The organism is Commensalibacter melissae (assembly GCF_009734185.1).
Classification (GTDB): Bacteria; Pseudomonadota; Alphaproteobacteria; order Acetobacterales; family Acetobacteraceae; genus Commensalibacter; species Commensalibacter melissae.
Genome location: NZ_CP046393.1, coordinates 653,423 through 676,744 on the forward strand (window position 1 = coordinate 653,423; position 23,322 = coordinate 676,744).

Annotated in this window: 20 protein-coding genes and 1 pseudogene; 10 read left to right on the top strand and 11 right to left on the bottom strand. The window is 35.3% G+C overall.

All coding sequences use genetic code 11. The features are described 5' to 3' along the window. Positions 1–21 precede the first annotated feature (21 nt). The 6 genes from GN303_RS02940 (at position 22) to GN303_RS02965 (ending at position 10,125) form a co-directional block, all read left to right on the top strand. Entirely contained in the window at positions 22–5,094 is a 5,073-nt protein-coding gene (locus tag GN303_RS02940; protein ID WP_110438748.1) for a glycosyltransferase, read from the top strand. Between the two features lie 9 nt (positions 5,095–5,103). Next, positions 5,104–6,108, top strand: a complete 1,005-nt coding sequence (locus GN303_RS02945; protein ID WP_110438749.1) for a CgeB family protein — start codon at positions 5,104–5,106, stop codon at positions 6,106–6,108. Between the two features lie 60 nt (positions 6,109–6,168). Next, positions 6,169–6,855, top strand: coding sequence for a DUF805 domain-containing protein (locus GN303_RS02950; protein WP_110438750.1), 687 nt, complete (start codon positions 6,169–6,171; stop codon positions 6,853–6,855). 323 nt (positions 6,856–7,178) lie between these two features. Then, positions 7,179–7,637, top strand: coding sequence for a DUF805 domain-containing protein (locus tag GN303_RS02955; RefSeq protein ID WP_158523867.1), 459 nt, complete (start codon positions 7,179–7,181; stop codon positions 7,635–7,637). Positions 7,638–7,732: 95 nt separating this feature from the next. Continuing rightward, complete coding sequence (locus tag GN303_RS02960; RefSeq protein ID WP_158523868.1) at positions 7,733–9,178, top strand: P-loop NTPase fold protein; 1,446 nt, start codon at positions 7,733–7,735, stop codon at positions 9,176–9,178. A gap of 140 nt (positions 9,179–9,318) precedes the next feature. Beyond that, the gene (locus tag GN303_RS02965) at positions 9,319–10,125 is read left to right on the top strand and encodes a hypothetical protein (protein ID WP_110438753.1); all 807 of its coding nucleotides are present in this window, start codon (positions 9,319–9,321) and stop codon (positions 10,123–10,125) included. 31 nt (positions 10,126–10,156) lie between these two features. Here the strand turns inward: GN303_RS02965 and GN303_RS02970 are convergent, their stop codons facing one another. From GN303_RS02970 to bfr, 4 genes are all read right to left on the bottom strand, one after another. Beyond that, positions 10,157–10,843, bottom strand: coding sequence for a M16 family metallopeptidase (locus tag GN303_RS02970; RefSeq protein ID WP_231504062.1), 687 nt, complete (start codon positions 10,841–10,843; stop codon positions 10,157–10,159). Between the two features lie 71 nt (positions 10,844–10,914). Continuing rightward, complete coding sequence (locus GN303_RS02975) at positions 10,915–12,168, bottom strand: DUF6250 domain-containing protein (protein ID WP_110438755.1); 1,254 nt, start codon at positions 12,166–12,168, stop codon at positions 10,915–10,917. A gap of 81 nt (positions 12,169–12,249) precedes the next feature. Next, entirely contained in the window at positions 12,250–14,964 is a 2,715-nt protein-coding gene (locus GN303_RS02980) for a M16 family metallopeptidase (RefSeq protein ID WP_110438756.1), read from the bottom strand. 229 nt (positions 14,965–15,193) lie between these two features. After that, the gene (bfr, locus tag GN303_RS02985; protein ID WP_110438757.1) at positions 15,194–15,682 is read right to left on the bottom strand and encodes a bacterioferritin; all 489 of its coding nucleotides are present in this window, start codon (positions 15,680–15,682) and stop codon (positions 15,194–15,196) included. A gap of 219 nt (positions 15,683–15,901) precedes the next feature. On the opposite strand from bfr, the gene GN303_RS02990 reads away from it, so the two are divergent. From GN303_RS02990 to GN303_RS08925, 3 genes and pseudogenes are all read left to right on the top strand, one after another. After that, positions 15,902–16,081 (top strand): (2Fe-2S)-binding protein, encoded by a 180-nt coding sequence (locus GN303_RS02990; RefSeq protein WP_110438758.1) that lies wholly within the window; start codon positions 15,902–15,904, stop codon positions 16,079–16,081. Between the two features lie 157 nt (positions 16,082–16,238). Beyond that, positions 16,239–16,763, top strand: a complete 525-nt coding sequence (locus GN303_RS02995) for a hypothetical protein (protein WP_110438759.1) — start codon at positions 16,239–16,241, stop codon at positions 16,761–16,763. 272 nt (positions 16,764–17,035) lie between these two features. Continuing rightward, a pseudogene (locus GN303_RS08925) lies at positions 17,036–17,737 on the top strand (STM4504/CBY_0614 family protein). Here the strand turns inward: GN303_RS08925 and ccmI are convergent. From ccmI to GN303_RS03040, 7 genes are read right to left on the bottom strand one after another with little or no spacing between them, the layout of a single operon-like run. Continuing rightward, a complete protein-coding gene (ccmI, locus tag GN303_RS03010; protein WP_158523869.1) occupies positions 17,734–18,462 on the bottom strand; it encodes a c-type cytochrome biogenesis protein CcmI in 729 nt (242 codons plus the stop codon). The pseudogene GN303_RS08925 and the gene ccmI overlap by 4 nt on opposite strands. 15 nt (positions 18,463–18,477) lie before the next feature. Then, positions 18,478–18,936, bottom strand: coding sequence for a cytochrome c-type biogenesis protein (locus GN303_RS03015; RefSeq protein ID WP_110438763.1), 459 nt, complete (start codon positions 18,934–18,936; stop codon positions 18,478–18,480). Between the two features lie 3 nt (positions 18,937–18,939). Next, positions 18,940–19,488, bottom strand: coding sequence for a redoxin family protein (locus GN303_RS03020; RefSeq protein ID WP_110438764.1), 549 nt, complete (start codon positions 19,486–19,488; stop codon positions 18,940–18,942). Next, complete coding sequence (locus GN303_RS03025) at positions 19,485–21,479, bottom strand: heme lyase CcmF/NrfE family subunit (protein ID WP_110438765.1); 1,995 nt, start codon at positions 21,477–21,479, stop codon at positions 19,485–19,487. Before GN303_RS03025 ends, GN303_RS03020 begins: the two co-directional genes overlap by 4 nt. A 15-nt stretch (positions 21,480–21,494) precedes the next feature. Continuing rightward, positions 21,495–21,989 (bottom strand): cytochrome c maturation protein CcmE, encoded by a 495-nt coding sequence (ccmE, locus tag GN303_RS03030; RefSeq protein ID WP_110438766.1) that lies wholly within the window; start codon positions 21,987–21,989, stop codon positions 21,495–21,497. Next, complete coding sequence (locus tag GN303_RS03035) at positions 21,979–22,119, bottom strand: heme exporter protein CcmD (RefSeq protein WP_158523870.1); 141 nt, start codon at positions 22,117–22,119, stop codon at positions 21,979–21,981. The genes ccmE and GN303_RS03035 overlap by 11 nt, the downstream gene beginning before the upstream one ends. Before the next feature lie 2 nt (positions 22,120–22,121). After that, positions 22,122–22,901, bottom strand: coding sequence for a heme ABC transporter permease (locus tag GN303_RS03040; RefSeq protein WP_110438768.1), 780 nt, complete (start codon positions 22,899–22,901; stop codon positions 22,122–22,124). Positions 22,902–23,028: 127 nt separating this feature from the next. On the opposite strand from GN303_RS03040, the gene GN303_RS03045 reads away from it, so the two are divergent. Next, a complete protein-coding gene (locus tag GN303_RS03045; RefSeq protein WP_110438769.1) occupies positions 23,029–23,322 on the top strand; it encodes a YciI family protein in 294 nt (97 codons plus the stop codon).

Sequence of the window (23,322 nt, forward strand, 5' to 3'; positions counted from 1 at the left end):
TAAAATATAAGGTGGTAAATTGTGTATGATAGTGAAGAAAAACAACCCAAATGGATGGTTTTCGACTTAGAATGGTATCGTAATCGGTATAAAAGTTTTTCGTTACTGATACAGGATATATATCAAGGCGATGTTTTTGCTTATCATTCAACTAATGGGTATAAGGTTGGAAATTCGCCCAATCCGTATTTTGATGAAAAATGGTATTTGACAAAATATTATGATGTAAAGGAGCTTATAAAAAAGGGGAAATACACTTCTGGATTTGATCATTACTGTAAAATTGGCTTTAAAGATCATTCACCACATTGGTTATTTTCAGAAACATTTTATAAAAAACATAATCCAGAAATAAATGACCTAATTGGCGAGGGAAAACCTTATATTAATGGTTATGATCATTATTTACGGGTTGGAGATAAATCCTGCCTTACAGGAAGTTTTTTTTTCAATCCTTGTTTGTATTTATCCCAAAAAGAGAATTTAGACGAAATTACAGAATATGGTCCATATCAATATGTTTTAACAAATGATACGGATGATTTCGATAAATTCAGACTTTCATGGTTTTTTGATCCAAATTGGTATGGAAATACATATTCAAAGGAAACATTAAAAACCACCAATTATCAATACTTGAATCTTCTCCATCATTATCTATCCAATCCAACACCAACATTATTCTCGCCTTTGGAACAATTTTCCGAACAATTTTATCTTGAAAATTATAAGGATTTATCTCCTTCGATTTTGATGGATGGTCATGGACTTTTTCGAAATGGTTATGAACATTTTATTGTATGTGGATGCAAGGAAAAACGAAAACCATTGAAGGATTTTGATTATAATCAATTTTCTGATGAGATATTTGAAAAAATTGCAAAAGACAATCTATATCTGAATATATTTGAATATTGGGTGGCTCAACAGGATTTGCATCTTTTAGATAAATTCATGGAAATCCAAAAAAAATATTCAAACGATAAAGACAAAATCGAAAATAGTTTTGATATACAAAAATCAGTAAAGAATCAAGAGACCGTTGAATCTGGGGATGTTTCAGACTCCATATCTATGCGAAAAAATGAAAAAGGGTTTCCAGTTATCGAGGATAACATTTCTAATATTGAAAAGGAAATAGCCTCTTCAGATTATATGCCAATATGGCAGGCTTTTGATGAAAAATGGTATGTTCACAAATATGATCATGTAACTTCAAAAATGAAGGCACTGGAAGTTGATAATGTTGAAGAATATTATAAAACATTTGGTTGTTTTGAAGGTCATTCCCCCAATCCTTATTTTGATGAGGAATGGTATTTACAGAAATATCCTGATGTAAAATTAATGGTTGATTGCCATCAATTTAGTAGTGGTTTTCAACATTATTGCAAGGAGGGATATCATACCCATGATCCACATTGGTTATTTTCTGAAAAATATTACAAAAAAGTAAATCCACATTTGACAAATGAGAATTTGGAAAGGAATGGATTTGTTAATGGATATGACCATTTTCTGAAAGTAGGAGATATTGAGGGAAATAGTGGCAGTCTTTTTTTTAACAGTAATTTTTTCATTGGAAAATATCAACAGGCCATTAAGGAAGGGTTATCGCCTTATCAACATTATCTAAAATATTTGGATGAAATTGATAGTAAAATACAGGTATCCTGGTATTTTGATCCAGAATGGTATGCGCAGAATTATCCAGAAATAACAAAGGCAATTTCAGAAGGAATATTCAACAATTATATTCATCATTATCTAGTAAACAATCAAGCTTTCAATTTCAATCCAAATGCCTGGTTTGATGAATCCTTTTATGATCAAAAATATAAAAGCCAGCTTGAAAATGTTCAAGCGTTCAAAAAATATAGAAATGGATATGCTCATTTTATTTACGAGGGAATACAGCTTTTTTGGGATCCCTGTGAAGAAATAAATTTACAGCAATATGCTGCGGATAAAGCTGTTAAACAGGATATTCAAAAGGGACTTTATCCAAATGCCTATATTCGATTGCTAGCTAGCGGAACAAATTATGGGGGACAGAATAAGGATTTACCTGTTTCGTCACAATCTGATAGTTTGCCAATTCAAAAAAATATAGAAAATGACAAGGATGCAGTTGATCAAGCATTATGGGCTAAATTTGATGGGGAATGGTATATAAAAACTTATCCTGACCTAAGTGAAAGAATGAAAAATTGTGGTTTGGATGATGTGGAAATTTATTATAATCAGGTAGGTTCAATTTTAGGACATTCTCCCAATCCCTACTTTGATGAGGAATGGTATTTACAACGATATCCTGAATTAAGAAAAAATATTGATCGTGGAGCGTTTAAATCAGGTTTTGAGCATTATTGTAATCAGGGTTATTTGACACATGATCCTCACTGGCTTTTTTCAACACATTATTATTTAAAAAATAACGCTGATTTTATTCATGAAGTTATTAATGATTCCCAATATATTAATGCCTATGATCATTATCTGAAAAAAGGGGATGGATTACGTCGTACAGGATCCTTGTTATTTGATCCTTCAATCTATCAACAGGCATGTTATGAACGTGAAGATGTAAAGCACAGTCAAAACCCTTATAGAAATTTTCTTTATTATCTTAGTGATGTTGAAAAAAATACAAATGTCTCTCTTTATTTTGACACATCATGGTATTTAAAAAAATATCCTGATGTAAAACAAAAAATTGCTGATGGTGAATATCTTTGTGCTTTACATCATTATTGTTTGAATGAAACACCAAAACTATTTAATCCATCTCCATGGTTTGAAGAAGAATTTTACCTAGATCATTATAAGGATATAAATCAAGCCATTGAATCAACAGCAAGTTTTAGAAACGGCTATGATCATTTCATACATTATGGTGCGTTAGAACTTCGTTCTCCAAGGATCGATATTAGTCTGCACGAATATTATCTATCAGGGGATATTCGTGATAAGGTTGAAACGGGTATATTTAGGGATGCTTTTGCTGCTTATGTATTTGAACAAAAACTTGATCAGTGGATAAATAAGCAACCTGATGATTCTCATTATCGCTTAACTAATGAAACAAAGGAAAGCAGAACATATTTTAAAAAAAAATCAAGGCTTGTTTTACCATCGGTTGTTCATGAAAAGCTTGATTTCTCCTATAAGGGTCAGGCGGATATCTGTGTAATTATGTTGATGCACAATAATCTGACGGTAACATTGACCGCGTTGGCATCCCTTCGTTCTAATTTTAATGGGAATATACAATTACTCTTGGGTGATAATCATTCGATAGATGATAGTCAATTTATCCAAGGTTGTTTGATCGGTGCTTCCGTAAACCGTTTTCCCTATAATTTTGGCTTTGGTAAGGCATGTAACATATTGATGGAAGACGTTGATGCCCCGATTGTTATCTTTTTGAATAATGACATTAATTTATTGCCGGGAGCAATTGATGCACTTTGTAAACGGTTGACTTCAGCAGATAATATTGGTGCAGTCGGAGGTAAAATAATTCATCCAGATGGATTGCTTCAAGAGGCAGGCCAGATTATTTGGCGGGATGGAACAACGACAGGGTATTTGAGAGGAAAAGACCCATTAATTCCCGAGGCGAATTTTGTTCGGGATGTTGATTACTGTTCAGCGGCGATGTTGGCAGTAAAATCAAAAGTGCTGAAGGAATTGAATGGATTTTCCCCTATTTATTATCCAGCCTACTTTGAGGATACGGACTTTTGTGTTCGGATGATAAAGGCAGGATATCGTATTGTATATGATCCCAATGCAGTTGTGGAACATATGGAGTATTGTTCAAGCAATCCGATTATTTCAAGTGGTTTGATAAAGCGAAACCATCGATTATTTGCCAGAGAACATGCGGATTTTTTAAGGTTTCAATCTCCCCGGCATAGTGACAATGTTTTAATTGCGCGACAGAGACGAAATATAAATAAAAGAATTTTATTCATTGAGGATAGGGTTCCTTTAAAACATCTTGGGTCTGGGTATATTCGTTCAAATGACATTATCTTTCAAATGTCTGAATTAGGGTATGAAGTGACGGTTTATCCTATAAATTACTTTTATCCCCATGTTTATCAGATTTATTCAAGCATGCCTGATACGGTTGAGGTATTGTTCAATCATACAGTTGAACATCTTCGTGATTTCTTTAAGGAAAGGGCGGGATATTATGATTTGGTTTGGATAGGAAGAACCCATAATTTAAATAGAATATTGCCCATGATGGGTGAAGCTAGCCGTTATTTACCCCAGGAAATAATCCTTGATACAGAGGTTGTTGCGACACCCCGGACACGATTGCAGGCAAAGCTATTGGAAAAGGAAATAGACGAAAATTTTCAACAGGCTCTGGAGGAGGAGTTATCCTGTGCAAAACATTGTCAAGAAATTGTAGCCGTTAATGAAATTGATGCAAACTATATTCGACAGGCAGGATTTAACAATGTCGATATTCTCGGACATAGTATCAACATACGCAAATCACAAAAGGAATGGAAAGAGCGCAAAAATATTCTTTTTGTTGGCGCTTTGCATGATGATCAGGCACCTAATTATGACAGTTTGAAATGGTTTATAACTTCTGTGATGCCGATTTTGATTGATAAAATGGGATCGGATTTTACTTTTTCAATTGCAGGCTATGTAAATCCCTCTGTTGATATATCCGCCTTGATTAATTATCCTGATATAGATTTTTTGGGAATGGTGCCAGATTTGTCCAGTTTATATGATGATCATCGTGTCTATATCGCACCAACGAGATTTGCGGGTGGCATTCCCTATAAGTTACATGAAGCTGCATCCTATGGAATTCCTATCGTGGCGTCAAATTTATTGGTGGAACAACTGGGATGGCAAGATGAGAGGGATATTCTTGCAGCCTCCACGGATAATCCGGAATTTTTTGCCTCGCAAATTATTAGGTTGTACCAGACGGAGGAATTATGGAATCAACTGCGTCAAAATGCCCTTGATCGTATTGCTCGCGAATGCAATCGTGAACGGTTTAAGGAGCAGTTGCAGTCAATTTTATCAAAAGTTATTTTACACAGGTGTTAAAAGGTTCATATGGCTATAAAATCAAAAAATAAATTTCAAAAAACTAAAAATGAAAAAGTAATGGTATGCAGTGGTGGACGTTATGAATCGCAGGCCAATGCGCAGATCCGTGAAGCCATTATATCAGGTTGGGAAAGTGTTTTTGGTGAAGGTAATGTAATTTCCACGAATATTGCAGGAGCCGCGGCTGCAATTGAGTATATAAAACCTAAGATTGTTTTTTCAATTGGATCATATTTGCCGGAAAGCACCTATTTTGGAGAAGTATGTCACAGGGCAAAAAAATTCGGTGCGATCACCATTTTTTGGGCGACAGAAGATCCATATGAACAAGATGCCAATTACAGAATTATTGACGATTTCGATGTAATATTTTCCTGTGATCGTTGGGGAACGAATTTTTATAATCATCCACATACCCATTTTTTACCTTTGGCAGCTTGTGAAAAGTTGCATTACCGTCCCATTGACGAAACCATTGAAAAAACGGTTGATGTCATGTTTTGTGGTGTTGCATTTGGTAGCCGCAAGGATGTCATGCGCAGCATAAAACCAGCCCTGACAAATCTAAAAGTAAAAATTATCGGCCCGGGTTGGGGTGAATTCGGGATTGGCTTTTCAGATGCCAGGATAGAGAAAGATCAGTTAATTGAGTTATATCAGCGCTCGAAAATTGTTCTTAATTTGGGTCGTAGCCTTCATTTTGAAAATAAACGGTATATGATTATGCCTTCAAACCCTGGACCAAGAACGTTCGAGGCATCTGCTGCAGGTGCTATGCAGCTTTTTCATGAAGATAATTATGCAATTCATGATTTTTATGAACGGGATGAGGTCCCGGTTTTTTCAACACGTTATGATTTTCAACAACAACTTGATAAATATTTGAATGATCCAGATTTATTATTGGAAACGGCTAAAAAAGCACAGGCACGCACTCTGCGGGATCATCTTTATAATAACCGAATTCAGACCGTTATGGAAATTTTGAAAAATGATGGATTTCTAGATTAGATTATATTTTAGAAAAATTATTTGATATCATTTATTTAAGACAGGAAAAAAATTTTAAATATGCGGGGATTTATACTCAATTTTATCATTCAGACTAATACAGGGTATATCTCAGGCGATGATGGGCAGCGTTACGAATTTAGTGGCGATGAATGGAAGGAAAATATCGTCCCTCAAAAAGGGACCTGTGTTGATTTTCAAGTCAATCAACTCGGTAGGGCTGTTGCAGTTTTTATATTAATTGATGATAAAAATGTTCATTTTATGAATAAAATTCAATCACGGACCCAATATGAACAAAAACTTGAAAACGAAAAAAACTATACGATCATAGGATGGTTTAGTAAATGCATCAGAAATTATGTTAATTTTGAAGGAAGGGCCAGAAGAACAGAATTTTGGTCGTTTCAAAGTTGTTACTGGGCCGTTTTTTTTATTGGACTACTCATAATTGGCCTGTTATTTTCTGCTACCATTGTTCAAACGGATACTTCATTCGATGGAATACTAATGTTTGAGGTCTGTCTATATCTATCAATATTCTTGTGGAGTGTATTTAGCATTGTAATGTTTATTCCCATGATTTCCGTTGCGGTCAGACGTCTTCATGATATTAATTTGTCAGGTTTTTGGTTGCTTCTTCATTTCATACCCGTTGGTTCAATTGCTGTTTGGATCATGTTTTGCATTGATACTAAATATGAGGATAATCAATGGGGGCCTCCAGCAAAATTAAAATATAGATAACTGATTTTCATTCCTTTTCTTTAACAGTTTTACAGAAAAGGGATTTTTGTTATCAGTCTGGATAATATAAAATAAAAAAATATAAAATAATCTATGTTAATAATTTTAACAGTATTGTTTGTAATTCTATAAAAATATTAATTCTATTATTATGGAATTATTTTGGTTGTTTGTATAATTATTTATTATTACAATATAAATACAAAGATTGGGATATTCCGGAATATTGACCAGAATATTCAATAATCAGGTGTTTCTGATAATTCGGTGAATGCAAAAAGTCCACCATTTATCTTTATTGAAAAGGGTGCAAACAGATGAACATGTCAGAGAATAACATTGATGTATCTAACCAATATGATAATGAAGAAAATTATACAATCATTGATTGGTTTAATAGATGTATAAAAAATTATTTGACAGTAGAGGGAAGGGCTGGAAGAAAGGAATTCTGGTATTTTCTGCTTATCTTTCTTACCGTTCTAGTTATAAGCACGGTCGTTCTTTTTTATGTTGTATATAATATAGGATCATCATCCCATCCAGTCTTGTCAATTCTTGTATGGGTTATTTATCTTTTTATTTTCTGTTGGCTTTTATTTACGTTCATTCCCCTGATTTCGGTTTCAATCAGGCGTTTGCATGATATTAATCTATCGGGGTGGTGGTTATTGCTATATTTTACCGTCATAGGGTCATTAGCCCTTATTATCATGTTTTGTATTGATAGCAAACCAACGGAAAACAGATGGGGAAAGCCTGCCCATAATATAAATCAATAGTGATTACTTGATTATGAAATAATATCTCATTCATTCAAATTTCAGGTTAAAATATTACAAAATCAAAATAAGTGATATTATGAATGAGATATACTGTGGATAAATTTTCTGACATTTTAGGTGGTGATAATCAAGATATCACGGAGTATTTGGATTATTATGTTCTTGATAAAAAAGAGCCAGAATTTGCTGTATTGTTAACTGGTAAATGGGGCATCGGTAAAACATATTATATCGATGCATATTCAGGGGCTGATAAATTACAAAATAGCAAAGTCATTTTAAGCGAGGGTGGATTATCTAAATTTATAATTGAATTTGTTTATAATATATTGGTATTTATCTATCAAAAGTTGGTATCTGTTGGTATAAAATTTGATCATTATCTTGCATTCGAACCTGATCGATTAAATAAAGTATTATCAAGAAAAGTATTATCAAAAAATGAAAAATTAAAAAAATATAATATACGATTTATCAAGATCAGCGTATTCGGTATCAAAACTATAGAAGAGCTTGAAAGTAGATTGACTAAATCAATTTTTGGTAATTTTAATATTCTATCAGATATTGCTTCCTTATTGATTAAAAATTCAAATTTTTCTAATTTTGCCAACCCTTATTTTTCCTTACTCAAGGCATTTATTCCATTAACAACTTTTCCAGATATAAAAAAAAAATTGAAATCGATTATTTCATCAGAGAAAAAACATAATCTGGTTTATATTCTTGATGATTTGGAAAGATCAGATATTCCCTTAAAAGAGTTGCTGGGCTGGATCAATCAAGTTGTAGAGATTGAAAAAATGAAAGTTATCCTTATAGCGAATGAGGAAAAGCTTTTGATTGAACAATCTGAAATTTCTGAGATTGAGGATAACGAAAAAAACAACAAAGACAGTAATAGGCAACCTGATAATGTAAATCAGGGTAATGTAATTGATCGCAATAAACAGGCTGTAGATCCTGAAATTCTGAAAAAATCCTATTTATATAAAGAATTTAAAGAGAAAGTCATTGGGAAAACTTTCAAAATTCATTCCAATTTTGAAGCTGTAGTGAATTATTTTTTATTTACTGGCGAGAATGGTACAGAACCCAACAAATATAAAAAGCTTATCGCACAACATTATGATTTTATTAAACAGATTTATAAAGATGGTCAGATTGCCACACCAAATTTAAGGGGGTTTAAACAGGCCATAGATGATTGTGAATATTTGTTACAAAATATCAAAGACGATTATTATCCTCTGGAAAAGGATAATGAATTAACGGGTGAAGAAAGAGAAAATAACAACTTAAAAAATATTTTTTTTGAGACGTTAATTAAAAATTTTTTTATTTTTAAATTAATAATTATTGAATGGAAAATAACGGATAATGATTTATCTAAAAAAATCAGATGCGATATAAATAAAATAGTTAATCCACGCCATTTTATTAATAGTGATCCACCAGAATTAAAAGAAATTTATGCTAAAAATTATAAACTTCTGGAAATTATGGATAAAAGAGGATTTTTTTTTATAATTATTTAGAGAGGTTTTTTCTTGGACTTAATTCAATACAAACTACTATATTTGAATGGCATGTATGGATTAATATTCTATTTAGATTAGATTTTACCAATATAGATAAAAACATTAAAAGTTTTTTTGATAAGAATCGTAAGGATTTATTGGATAAATTATTTTTTTATAGATCATTAGATGAAAAAGATTTTCAAAATTTACTTAATGAATTTAGGGTTAATTATTTTTCGTTAGAATATTTGGATTTCCCTATATTTTTTCACTATTTGGGATTAATTATTCATTTTAATGAAAATAAATTGATTAAGGAAGATATAAATTCAATTAAGAAGCTTGCAGTTGATTATATCATGAAATGTTGCAAGACATGGATAATAAAATATGGAAATGATGTAGATTGTGATTTACGTTATAATCCAAAAAATTATGATTTTGTATCGCGTCATAATCCTGTTTTTTCTGAAATATTGGAAGATTTTAAAGAGTCCAAAGAAGAATGTATTTCTGAATTGTCAAGAGAAGAAGTAAGTGAAAAATTAAAAAAAATAATTCAGATGTTAAGGGGAGAAGAAAATAACGATTTTGATAATGTAATTTACTTTAATGATGAAAATCGGCAAAAAGAAATTTTTATCAACAATGATTATATTGCTGAATTTGTTCAGGCAATAGTAAATTGTAAAAATTCATTGATACACGATTTTCATCATGCATTACATTTACGGTATAATAGTAACCATTCTTATAATAAAGAGATTCTTATTAAAGAAGAACCTTTTTGGCAAACAGTTGTTGAAAAACTTACAGAATATATAAAAAATTACGATAGTAATAATTCTCTTAGAACCGTTAAAATTGTAAATTTGGAATTGCTGATAAAAGAAATTCAAGAATTTATAAAGAAACTTCAAAAATTAAAGGATTTTGAAAAGTATAAAAACATGATTTCTTAATCTAAATAAATAATGAATGAGGTTGAGTTGTTTATTGTTTTAGATTAGCCGCATCTTTGGTAATCTGAGCGAGGTCATCAATTCTGATCCATGTTTTAAAGGCTTTCCGAATATCGCCGGCACTCATCCGATAATAGATTTGAGCTGATCTTTGTGGTGTGTCCAGGGGCAATCCCAATTCGCTGAAGGTCAAATATTGTGACGCGAGTTTGTCAATGCTGGAACGTTGCAATGGGATGCTCCTCAGCAATGACGCCTTGGCCAGTTGCAGTTCATGTTCGCTGACGGGTTGCGTCTGCATGGCCTGCAAGTCTTTCAGGGCTGCCTTGCGGGCGAGATCAACCTTGTCAGGATCCGCACCAAAACTGATGTTATATCCCGCACGTGTGCGGGACCAGTCAAAAGAGCTGTTTACGTTATAGACATATCCTGTCTTAACCCGCAAGTCTTTGTAAAACCGTCCTGCAAATCCGCCACTTAATATTTCATTGCCAAGGTTCAGGGCATAATGATCCGGATGGTAAACGTTCATCGGAATGGATTCAACCAATGCGACGCTGCTTTGCACTGCGCTTTTATCGGGAACATGAATGTAGGAGGTCTTGCTATTTGGACGTTGAGGCAAATCAAGATTGGGCCTGACACCTTTCGCCTTCCATGACCCGAAATATTTTTCAACGGTTGCCTGCGCTTTTTCAGGCGTTATGTTGCCTGCCACAACAATTGTTGTAAGGTCTGGACGAAAGGATTGCTGAATTTTTTCAGGTCAAAACCGGAAATTACTGATATTTAAATATTATATTTTTCTTTTCTCAATTTTACATATTCATTGATAAGTAATTCTGTATTCATATGAGATTCTTGTGAATAAAAACTTAAATGAGAGACAGTAAAATCGGAAAATAAAGCTGTTTTACGATTTAAATATTGTGGTGTATTGCTTGTTAAAATTTGTTCATCATCGCATTGAAAAGGCAACATCATAAAGCGTAAATCTCTTCCTTTCCAAGATATAAAATTAATTGATAACCTTTTGTCCCATTCTACAATTTTTGATGTTAAAGGTAGGGGCTTTCCACGATTTTTAATGAAATAAGAGTGCAGCTTTTCAGCTTTTTCTCCATTTTCCCATAAACTACCCTTAAAACCGTTAGGTGGAAGTTCAAATTCACCTACCTCATCAGGGATGGATAAATTCTCTTTTTGAAAATAGGCACATACGCCGTTGTTGACAACGTTTGCTGATAACAGGAAATATTCATCATTTCTTCGTCTAAAATCAATGAATTCCTTCAGTTTTTCAAGTTCAATATAAACTATATCATCATCACATTTCAAGAAAACATCATCTTTGAAAAGGTCAATTCTTGATGCATAATATCGATAGGCATGATAATAGGGATAAGATTCGTTCGGGTTGCCTATGAATTGTTTTATTTTGTCATTGACATAACAGAACTCCAGCCATGCACCAAATCCGCCTTGCAAGTATAGTTTTGGTATATCGTCTCTATTAAGGAGGTTGAATGTTGGAAATTCATATCCGTTAATTGAAATATTTATGTCGTTATCACTTCCTCTGCTGATCGTGAGGATATTATCACAGTAAGCGTTTAGGAGAGTGAAAAATTCTATTTTAAAAATTTTCTCTGTATCGTCTCTATTATTGTCATATAAATATTTGGAATCAATTCTTCTTATTTCTGAACCAGAATTACCCCATCCACCTATGACAACCTCTGTAAATTTATCCTGGTTTTTTTCTATAAATGCAATATGAAAATCATTTGATATTCTTAAAGGAATGGTAAGTTTAGAATTCTTGGGTAAATCTTTATAAAATTGGTAACCGGCATTATCTTGCATATATGCTATTGGCCCATAACTGTTTCTGATATATTCTTTATCAGTTTTATTACGGGTAAAATCCCATATATGCCATTCATCTAATAAATTATTGTTTAGTGCATATCGTATATATTGATTTAAATTTTCCATCCTGTCTTGGCGACCGGCAAATGTAATTAAAATATTTTTTGACATATAAATCCCCAAAACTTAATTTTTATAAGATGATGAATAAAGATTATAATTTTTGTTTTAAAATAGCAACAATATATAATTTTATTTCTGGTTAATTGGCCCTTTGGTAATCTGGGCGAGGTCATCAATTCTGATCCATGTTTTAAAGGCTTTCCGAATATCGCCGGCACTCATCCGATAATAGATTTGAGCTGATCTTTGTGGTGTGTCCAGGGGCAATCCCAATTCGCTGAAGGTCAAATATTGTGACGCGAGTTTGTCAATGCTGGAACGTTGCAATGGGATGCTCCTCAGCAATGACGCCTTGGCCAGTTGCAGTTCATGTTCGCTGACGGGTTGCGTCTGCATGGCCTGCAAGTCTTTCAGGGCTGCCTTGCGGGCGAGATCAACCTTGTCAGGATCCGCACCAAAACTGATGTTATATCCCGCACGTGTGCGGGACCAGTCAAAAGAGCTGTTTACGTTATAGACATATCCTGTCTTAACCCGCAAGTCTTTGTAAAACCGTCCTGCAAATCCGCCACTTAATATTTCATTGCCAAGGTTCAGGGCATAATGATCCGGATGGTAAACGTTCATCGGAATGGATTCAACCAATGCGACGCTGCTTTGCACTGCGCTTTTATCGGGAACATGAATGTAGGAGGTCTTGCTATTTGGACGTTGAGGCAAATCAAGATTGGGCCTGACACCTTTCGCCTTCCATGACCCGAAATATTTTTCAACGGTTGCCTGCGCTTTTTCAGGCGTTATGTTGCCTGCCACAACAATTGTTGTAAGGTCTGGACGAAAGGATTGCTGATAGAAATTTTCCAAATCATTTAAGGTTAATTTCATAACTTTTTCAGGGACTGGCTGACGTAAACTTGGGTCATTAATGGGATTAACCGCTTTTGCAATGGATCTGTCAAAATGATAACCTGGGGACTGGTATAATCCTTTTAGAGACTGCGTTGTTTGTGATTTGACGATATCTAGGTTTTCTTGTTTGAAAGACGGATTTAACTCGCTATCAGCCAATAACTGCATACCACGGTCAAAATAGGGCGTAAGAACAGATAACGAAAAGTCGCTTCCTGTATTGATATCGGCAGCGATGTCATCAATCTGTTTGCGAAAAGCCAGACGATCATAAGTCTTGGTCCCATACTTGAACATCTCATCTGTAATGTCTGAAATACCTTCCTTATCTTTTTCCTCTTGCATACTTGAGTTCTGTCGAATGGCACCGAATACACTTATGGTATCACTGACATTGATTGGCTGAACAATCAAACGAATACCATTTTTCAGGGTTATATCTGTAGGTAAAGGGGATGCCTTGGGTATATTAAGTTTTTTCAGTGCCTTATCAGCCCATTCAGGCAAGGGGACAGGTCTATCAGGAATTGAGGTAAAAGATTCAGCACCTCCATAACCTTTTTTCGATAGAGGATTTCCGGAATCCTCAGGTGTGAGAATCGCCGTGATCGCTTCTTCCGGTTTTAAAATCCTTTTTGCTAATTGGTTAACTTTTTCTGGAGTGACTGCATTAAGAGCGGCAATCATATCATCAGGACTATTTAATTCCTGAAAAGCCAAGGCATTTGACCAGCTGCTGGCCAATCCCGTGATACTGTTGGCAGAGAATTTGAGGGATGCAATCTCCTTGCGTTTTGCCGCTTCGACAAGTTCGGCCGGAACACCATTTTCATGAAAATATCTAAGGATTGTCTGAACCTCGTTCAAAAGGGATTGATGATTCCTGTTTTTTGGAAATGCTGCAATAGCCACGCCAAAGCCCGTATTGCCTTTGGGAATATATTCAAAATCAGCTGACAGGGCCTTTCCTTGTGGCACTAAACCATATAACTTTTCCCGCTGGCTTGAAATAACGTCACTCAGAATGGTCGCGGCGGCATAATCACTGGATTTTTCCCCAGGCATACGCCATGCCATTGTTATAAGTCCAGCTGGGAGATCCGTTGGAAAATGTAATGTTTTGGCTTTTATTGGCCTTAATTTGAAAGAGGTTTGTTTGGGCAGATTTTTGCGAGGTAGGGAGGAAAAATTTTGTTTGACAGTTGCCAGGGTTTTTTGAGGATCAATATCGCCTGAGATAACAAGAATTGCATTATTGGGTGTGTAGTATGTTTCATAGAATTCACGCAAATCCTGTACGGTTGTTTTATCAAAAGATGGACGGGTCCCCAAAGCATCATGTTCATATGGGGTGTCCTTGAATAAAATCTTTTGTAATTCAGAAACATATTTATAAATTGGATTGGACAAATCCCTTGAAACTTCTTGTTCAATCGCTCCACGTTCCTTGTCCCAATCCGCGGCATTTAAGCTTAATCCATTCATTCGTAAAGCTTCAATTTTCAGGATAACATCTAAATCTTCGGCAGGAGCTGTGTAATAATACTGTGTGACGTGTTCTGTGGTAAAGGCATTATAGCTTCCGCCCAATTGTGCCCCGATAATTGCCAGCTGATCCTTGTCTAGACCTTTGCTTCCACGAAACATCATATGTTCCAATGCGTGTGCAGTTCCCGGGAATCCCTTTGGCGTTTGGTTGGAGCCGGCAAGATAGTTGACTTGCGCCGTAACAACAGGGGCCAAATTATTTTTAATGATAATCACCCGTAATCCATTTTTCAAAGTGGCGCGAATTACCTGCTGTTTTGAAGAAGATATATTTTTTGATGAAATATGATTGGTGGGAACAGAATAGGCAGGATGAAGAAACCCGCTAAAAGGGGTGGTTGCAAGCAAAGTCAAGCTTAGTGTCAAAGGGGGTAGGATTGATCTCATGTCTTTGATTTCCTGTTCGGGTCTTGTCTATATAAAATATTTAAAACAGGGTTGTTTAATTTGTAAAAGCTAATCTTGCTTAATTACAGAGGATCTGTCAAAGACAATCTATTGTAAGATTGGATATATTAACTTGATTTGTATGAAAAAGGATAATTCGTAATTTTCTTAAAAAGTAAGATAGTAACATCTTACTTTAATAAGATATCCATATTGAATAAAATTTGAATTATGATTCTTGTTCCGTTGCGTGATCGGAATTTAAAGTGATGTATCGACCTATAGAAATTTGTTTGATCAGATCAAATTGTTTGTCAATGAAGTCAATATGTTTTTCTTCAGAATCCAAAATTGAAACAAAAATATGACGAGTCACGTAATCTTGTATCTGTTCACAATAGGAAACTGCCTCGCGTAAATCTTTGCAAGCCTTCATCTCCATCTGGCGATCAGCATGGAGGATCTCTTCAACTGACTGACCAATCTGTACGGTGTTTAGTCTTTGCATATTGGGCAATCCGTCAAGCATGAGAATACGTTCAATCAGCGAATCTGCATGTTTCATTTCCTCAATGGATTCCTGGTATTCTTTTTTGCCAAGAATGGTGACCCCCCAATGACACAGGGTTTTGTAGTGAAGATAATATTGATTGATGGCTGTTAATTCATTTGTAAGTTGAATATTCAAATATTCAATTACTTTTTTATCTTTGATCATTAATGAAATCCTAGTTGCTGTATGTTTAAATTACTTGCATTTTATTTAAATAATCTTTGTGATTATTTCGTTAATTATATGTTTTTTTTGTAAATAAAAAAAGAAATAAATCCATAATCAAAAAAAGTTTATATACGTAATAAAAAAATTGTAGACACAGTTATTAAGAATGGTTATTATAATCATTATTAACAACCTAGTTGTGATGGGGCCTTGGCGATGTATATTTGTTCATGTCGTGCATTAACCGACAAGGATATAGGAAATGCTATTAAGGATGGTGCAGACTGTCCAAGCAAAATCTATAAATCTTGTGGTTCAAAACCCGACTGTGGTCGATGTATTCAACGGATTTTGATTATGTTGAAAGAACATAGGCAAAACGCGATCCAACCCTAATTTTGTATGTTTGTTTCTTGATATCCTTTAACCCGCTTTTTAATTAAAGCGGGTTCTTTTTGTGAAGGTTAAAATATAATTTTTTGGAAATGTATATTGTTTGATTAAGCTTGATATAATGCTATAACTTTTTTAAAAGTTGCTGGATAAAAGTTTCATGTTTTCAAATAATAAACCCCCCATTTCTGATCGAATTCTCGCTCTTGATCTATGGTTACTGGATCGTTTTTTTCAACCAATTGCTGACCGTCTGCCAGAAAAATGGTCAGCATTGAAAATTGGAATGAGTTTACAGCTCGGATCGCTGGTTTTTTCAGCCGGTTCCCTGATTCTACTTGTTCTTTATTTTGAAATGAGTGTTTTTTCTGTGCTTTTTAATGTAATGGCATGGTGTCTTGGCGTGTTATTTTATCTATCCATTTATCGTATGCAATCCATTATTCGGATAGGATTTCTCAATCCTTTTCGTATGATGCTGGCAGGCATAAGAATTATCTCGATTCCATTTGCAATCTATTCAATCTATCTAGGAATCGTTGCGGATCAGCGTTTTCAGGAAACATTATTATTGAACAGCATCAGTAATACAATTTTTGTATTTGGCATCTATCTTATCTCCTGTCAGCCCAACCCTCCGCCAGAAAAGAAATGTCAAACCGTTTTTTCATTGAATACAATGTAAAAAATATTTTAATTCCATAAAAAGAAGTTTTTAAAAATGGTAATCATGAATCTTTATTCAAATCGTATAAAAGCTGAAAAAGCTATCAAAAATGATGTCTATGTTTATGACTGTTTTTCTGAAGAATTAAAAACATAGATTTTTTTCATTTTAAAGGATTTATTAGAAACCGAATATAATTGATATTTAGAAGACAGTAATTTTTTTGGATTTCTATTTATAATATTTTATCAAGGGAATGAAGGAAAAAATTTTTAGATTTTTCTAATTCATTGAATTTTATTGATCGATTCGAATCTTATATTATCAGTAATGATAATTATGAACATGTTTTAGATTTAATTGAATGTGTAATTAATATAAGGACAGCAAGTTTTTCAAAAGTTAATCCCTATTATGAGTTTAAAAACGATAAAATTTTAATTGAGTTGATTGAGGAATTGAATAAACGTTTTCTTTATGCGGGCGTAGAGTATCAGTATGAAAATGGTGAAATAATCCGTATTGATCATCAATATGTTCATAAGGAAATCGTTAAACCTGCATTAGAGATTATCCATAATCAGGCTTTTGAAAAGGTTAATGAAGAATATAATAACGCACATAAACATTACCGGAATCAATATATCAAGGATTGTATTGTCGCATGTAATCGTGCTTTTGAATCATTGTTGAAATCGATTTGCAATGAATGTGAATGAGAATATGATCCAAACAACCGGGCCAGTGACCTTATAAAAATTATACACAAAAATGGATTGTTTCCTGTTGGGATGGAAAAGACAATCGACAATTATATCATGACTCTCAAAACAGGGGTGCCAGAATTGCGAAATCATTTTGGTGGTCACGGCAGTTCGTCTCAATCTTCATCGCCATCAATTTATATGGCGGAATATGTTTTACATCTTACCGCGACAAATATTGTTTTTTTATATAATGTTTTCAGGGATTATCAATCCAAACAGAATTAAGGATTGTTTTTCTGATATTCCATGACTCTCTGTTCAGCTATATTTCGCCACGGTGCATCTGAAGATGCGCGTTGTAAGGCCTGTTGAAAAAGAGTGAATGATTCTTCGGTCATATGACCATTTTTTTGAATTATCAGTTCGGCAATTTGCGCGGCCAGGTAAGGGTCAAAACGTTGGTCAAGGGCTGTTTTCCAGGCTTGAATAGCATTGTCTAATTGACCTTGTTCAGCTTCAATCCGACCCAGTAAGAGGTAACCTTCTATCCGTTTCGGATCATTATAAGCAAGCGTGACAATTTTTTCTTTCAATTGTTTTACATAAGGTGCGAGATCTTTATTCTGTTTTTGCTGTTCAGCTATTCTTGTCCGTAAGGGTTGAGAAGGTAAGGCAGGTACACCATTAAGCAAATAGAGACCTATAGCGGTCAGGGGAATGCAAATCAAGCCGCACAGAATAAAAAAATGACCATTGGTTGCCGGATCACAAGATATGAAATTATTTTTTTCACTTTGATCGTCCGAATTTAAAAGCCTGCGTTGAATTTCAAGTTTTGCCTGATGATATTCTTCTGGTAAAATCAATTCCTGCCGCAATTCACTTTCCAGTTCTTTAAGTTGTAACTGGTAAAAAGCTATTGAAGGATTATTCGCTATTGAAGGATATTTTTTTCGGTACAGACTTATAAAACAGGGTATCAAACTGATAAGACTGATTAAAATCATCATTATCCATAACATGGATCAAGGTTCTTTCATCAATTTTTCAAGACGTTTTTCTTCATCTTTATTTAAGGGAGATGGCTTCAACTCTTTTTTCCTGAAATTTATGAGAGCTATTAGACACCCTGTCAAAAGGGCAAGTAAAGGCATAAACCACAATAACGCGGTTGCAAGATTAAAGGGAGGACTTAACCGCACGAAATTGCCGTAACGGTCAACCATCCATTGGATGATTTGATCATCGGTTTCACCAGCCTGAACATGTTGGCGAACGACTTTTCTTAGATCCCTTGCCAGTTCGGCATTACTGTCTTCTATGGATTCATTCTGGCAAACAAGACAGCGTAATTGCGAACCAATTTCTTCGGCTTTTTTTTCCTGCCGTTGGTTTGGCAATATTTCATCAGGGCTGTCGAGACCATAGGTGGGAATAGAAAAAAAGTTAATGATTATCAGGACAAGAATGATAACTAATCGCATTGATCAAGTCCCTACAAGCGAAAGCAGGGATGAAACAGCAGTTTTATCCAAAGGTTTGGCATAATGCCAACGTATAATTCCCCCCGGGATAATAAGAAAACTTTCAGGCACACCTGAAATTCCCCAATTGATCCCAATCATCCCCTCATCATCCTGTCCTAGATATTGATATGGATTTTCATGACGGTTTAGAAACTGGTCTATCGTATTATTTTTGTCTTTATAAGCTATGCCCCATATGGAAAGCCTGGTGGAAAGCTGATTCAAAATTGGCATCTCACTGATACAGGGTAGACACCATGAAGCAAAAAAATTGATTAATACGGGTTTGTGCTGTTGCTTTAACAATAGACTGTCAAAATTTTTGTAGGATAATATTGGCTTGAGTTTGAAATCCGGAATAGGTTTGTTCAAATTGGGAAGTTCTATTTTATGTGGATCGAATTTTCCTTTTTTTAAACTGGATAGCATCGTGGCAAACCCTCCACCTGCAAGAACGGTTGCACCCAGTGGTAATCCCCATATCAATCGTCGTCGGGTAATGGATTTCATGATGATTGTTCCATATTTTGCATAGAAAATTTTTTATTGTTCTTATTGGCGCAAAGATCAATAAGGGTGATGATACCTCCTAATATCATAATGAAACCACCGATCCAGATCCAGGGTGCCAAGGGGTTGAAATGTAATCTCAGGACATAGACGCTAGCTTTGTCATGATTGTTCCTGTTATCTCCAAGAACAGCGTACAAATCAGCGATAAAATTGGTATGAATGGCTACATCTGTTATGACCTGTTGCTGGCGAGGAAAAAAATGTCGGGCAGGAAACATCCAGCATATTGTTTTATTATGTCTACTGATTTTAAGAACCGCTTCCTCGGATTGATAGTTGGGTCCATTTCTTTTCTGTACAGATTCCAGGGTCCATTCATAACCCGCCAGATGCAGAGTTGTCCCAATAGGTACCTCAACAATTTTTTGTTGACTATAGGCCATTCCCACAATCCCCAATAAGGTAACAGCAACGCCAATATGAGCTATATAGGCAGCATAAAAGGATCTAGGTAAATTTTTCATCCGGCTGATATTATTTTTGAAAGAGGTATGAAATAAAGATAATTTACCGCTGAAATCTGCGAGGGCACCCATGATTACCCAGAATGAAACCCCTGTCGCAATCGCTGGTAAGAAACGATGTAAATAAATAAAACTTACGATGACGATAATGATCGTAATAATTCCCATAATGGATAAAGGACGAAGCAAATTTTTTATTTTTGCTTTTTTAAATGCCAACCAAGGTGCAAAGGCCATAAAAAAAATTGCAATGAGGGCCGGAGGGATAAAGGTTTTGTCAAAAAAGGGTTTTCCAACGGAAATAGTTTCTCCATCAATCATTTGTAAAACAGGAGGGTAGAGGGTGCCTACCAAAATAATGGCAGCCAGGGAGCAGAATAATATATTGTTGAGAATGATTGAGCCTTCTCGAGATAGGGGCGCAAATAATGCCGTGAATAAAAGAAGTGGAGCCTGCCACGCAAACAGAACCAAAGCACCTCCACAAATAATTGTTAGTAATACAAGAATGAAAATTCCACGAGTTGGATCTGATGCAAATGCGTGTACGGAATTTAATATGCCAGAACGAACCAGAAAAGTTCCACATAATGCAAGAGAAAAAGTTATAATGGAAAGAAAAATCGTCCATGCTTTCAGGGCTTCACGTTTTTCAACGATCAAGGCTGAGTGTAATAAGGCGGTTCCCGTCAACCATGGAATTAATGCGGCATTTTCGACAGGATCCCAAAACCAGTAGCCTCCCCATCCAAGAACATAGTAGGACCACCATGATCCAATTGCTATACCAGCGGTAAGAAAAATCCATGCAGTAATAACCCAGGGTCTAATCCATCGTCCCCAGGCTGCATCAACTCGTTTTTCCATCAATGCGGCAACAGCAAAGGCGAATGGAATTGAAAAACCTACATAGCCAGTATAAAGAATTGGGGGATGAAACGCCAATCCCGGGTCCTGAAGTAGCGGGTTCATTCCTTGACCTTCCATCGGGGCAGGCCAGATTCGCAGGAAAGGATTTGATGTAATCAGGCAAAAAAGTTCAAAACCAGCTGCGCATCCGCCAAGAATGGCTATGATTTTTATTCTCAATGAAAATGGAAGATGATGACTGAAACTTGAAAAAAGAACCCCGAAAAAGGAAAGTATAAATGCCCACAAGAGAATTGAACCTTCGTGATTTCCCCATATGCCTGTTACTTTATAAAGAATGGGTTTGTCACTTGCACTATTCTGTAAGATATTTTGCACAGAAAAGTCATTATTCAATGCTGCTGTAACCAAACAAATAAATGTTATCAACAGAGTGAAAAACTGTCCCCATGCCAGGGGGGACGCTAGATTCATTAAATGAAAATTATATTTTTTGTTTCCTAGTAATGGCAGAACAAATTGAGCCCCCGCCAAACAGCAGGCAAGTGCCAATGCAAAATGACCAAGTTCGGGACTTAGAAGAATTGAAAACATTTGTCATTCCATTGCTTATTGGGGTTTTATCATGTGGTTCCAGCTGTCTGGATCGGGTGGTGGACCAAAACGCGGATCCCACTTGCCATTTTTGCGCAAAGCGTCGGCGATTTCTTTAGGCATGTAAGTTTCATCATGTTTGGCCAATACTTCAGTGGCGATGAATATTCCTTGAGGATTTAAGTAACCAATGGCAATAACGCTTTGTCCCTCTCGAAATAGATCAGGTAAAATGCCTCTATATTTTACATGAATGGCAGCTTTTCCATCTGTAATATCAAATATAGCGATTGGTGTGTGATGGTCATTCTGATGATGAAGGGAGTTGGCTACAACCATTCCTCCCAATCGTATTGTGGTAGAATTAGATATAGATTGGTTTATGAGTTGGGAAGGAACTTTGAAATAGACCAAATTACTTGAAAAAGCTGATAAAATCAATGTGATTGCAATCGCGAAGCCCATCATGCAAGTTAGGATTATCCATAGACGTTGAGTTTTACGTTTCATGATTAAGTTTTTTCATAATGTCCAGTTTATTTTTTGCCTGGTGAAACCGTCTATAAGTGGTAAGCCATAAAGCCAAAACAGTTAACAGGGTAATTCCATAAGCGGAAATCAAGTAGGGGAGATGCGACATGATCATTGCATTGACAAAGATTGTGAATTGATAAGTAGGCGATGGATCTGGTTTTCAAGAATGGCGGTTCGAATTCGTGTAAATAGTATACCTATAAATCCAAGGGAAAAACCTAGCGAACAGAAAATCAATGGGGTAGCAATGGAAAGAGTGATTGAAGAGGCATGGGTTAAGCTGAATGTATTTGGCTGATGTAATGTGTTCCACCATTGAACACTGAATTTGATTATAGGGAGATCAAAAACGCCTGCAAGGGCAAGAATGGAAGCTGCCTTATAACCCTTTTGAGGTTCATCAAAGGCATGACATAAAGTGATATGTCCTAAATAGAGAAAAAACAATATCAGAACTGATGTTAATCGTGCATCCCAAACCCACCAAGTGCCCCACATGGGTTTTCCCCAAATGGACCCCGTTATTAAACATAGGGCAGTTACAATAGCTCCAACAGGTCCAATTTCTTTGGCCGCTAGATCGGCTAAGGGATGTTTCCAGACTAGGGATGAAAAACCGCAAAAAGCAAGTAAAATATAACCGGCACTGGCAAGCATGGCCATGGGAACATGAATATACATAATTCTTACGCTATCCCCTTGCTGCCAATCTGCTGGGGAGATAAAAAGGCCCCATATTATTCCAATGACGATGAAAAGCAAAGCAAACCCGTTGATCCAGGGCTGCAGTTTTGTCGTAAACTGAAAAAAAATTTTCGGATTTGCCAATCGATTGATTGAAAAAAATCGATTACTTCTTGGTTTTGATAGAGTTCTTGAATCAGTCATTGAAAAATAATCAGGGTTTATGGAAAATAAGAGGATATTTTATATTTAAAAAACTGGCAAGCTTATCCATTCTTGGTCATAATATGTTTTTTTATTTATGATTTGTAAAGTAGTGATGGGAGAACAAATGTTATTTGTAATAATGTGTAATGACAAACCTTCGTCTCTAGAAATGAGAATGGCTGTTCGCTCTCAACATCTGGCGTATCTTAAGACTTATGAAAAACAAATAAAAATTGCTGGCCCCTTATTGGATAATGAGGGAAAAAGTTGTGGCTCACTTATTATTCTGAATGTGGAAGATCGTGCGGCTGCTGAGGGATTTGCCATCAGTGATCCTTATGCAAAAGCAGGTCTATTTGAAAGTGTCGTAATTCGTTCCTTTAAGGAAGTTTGTTCTGAAGGTCAGATGCTAATATAA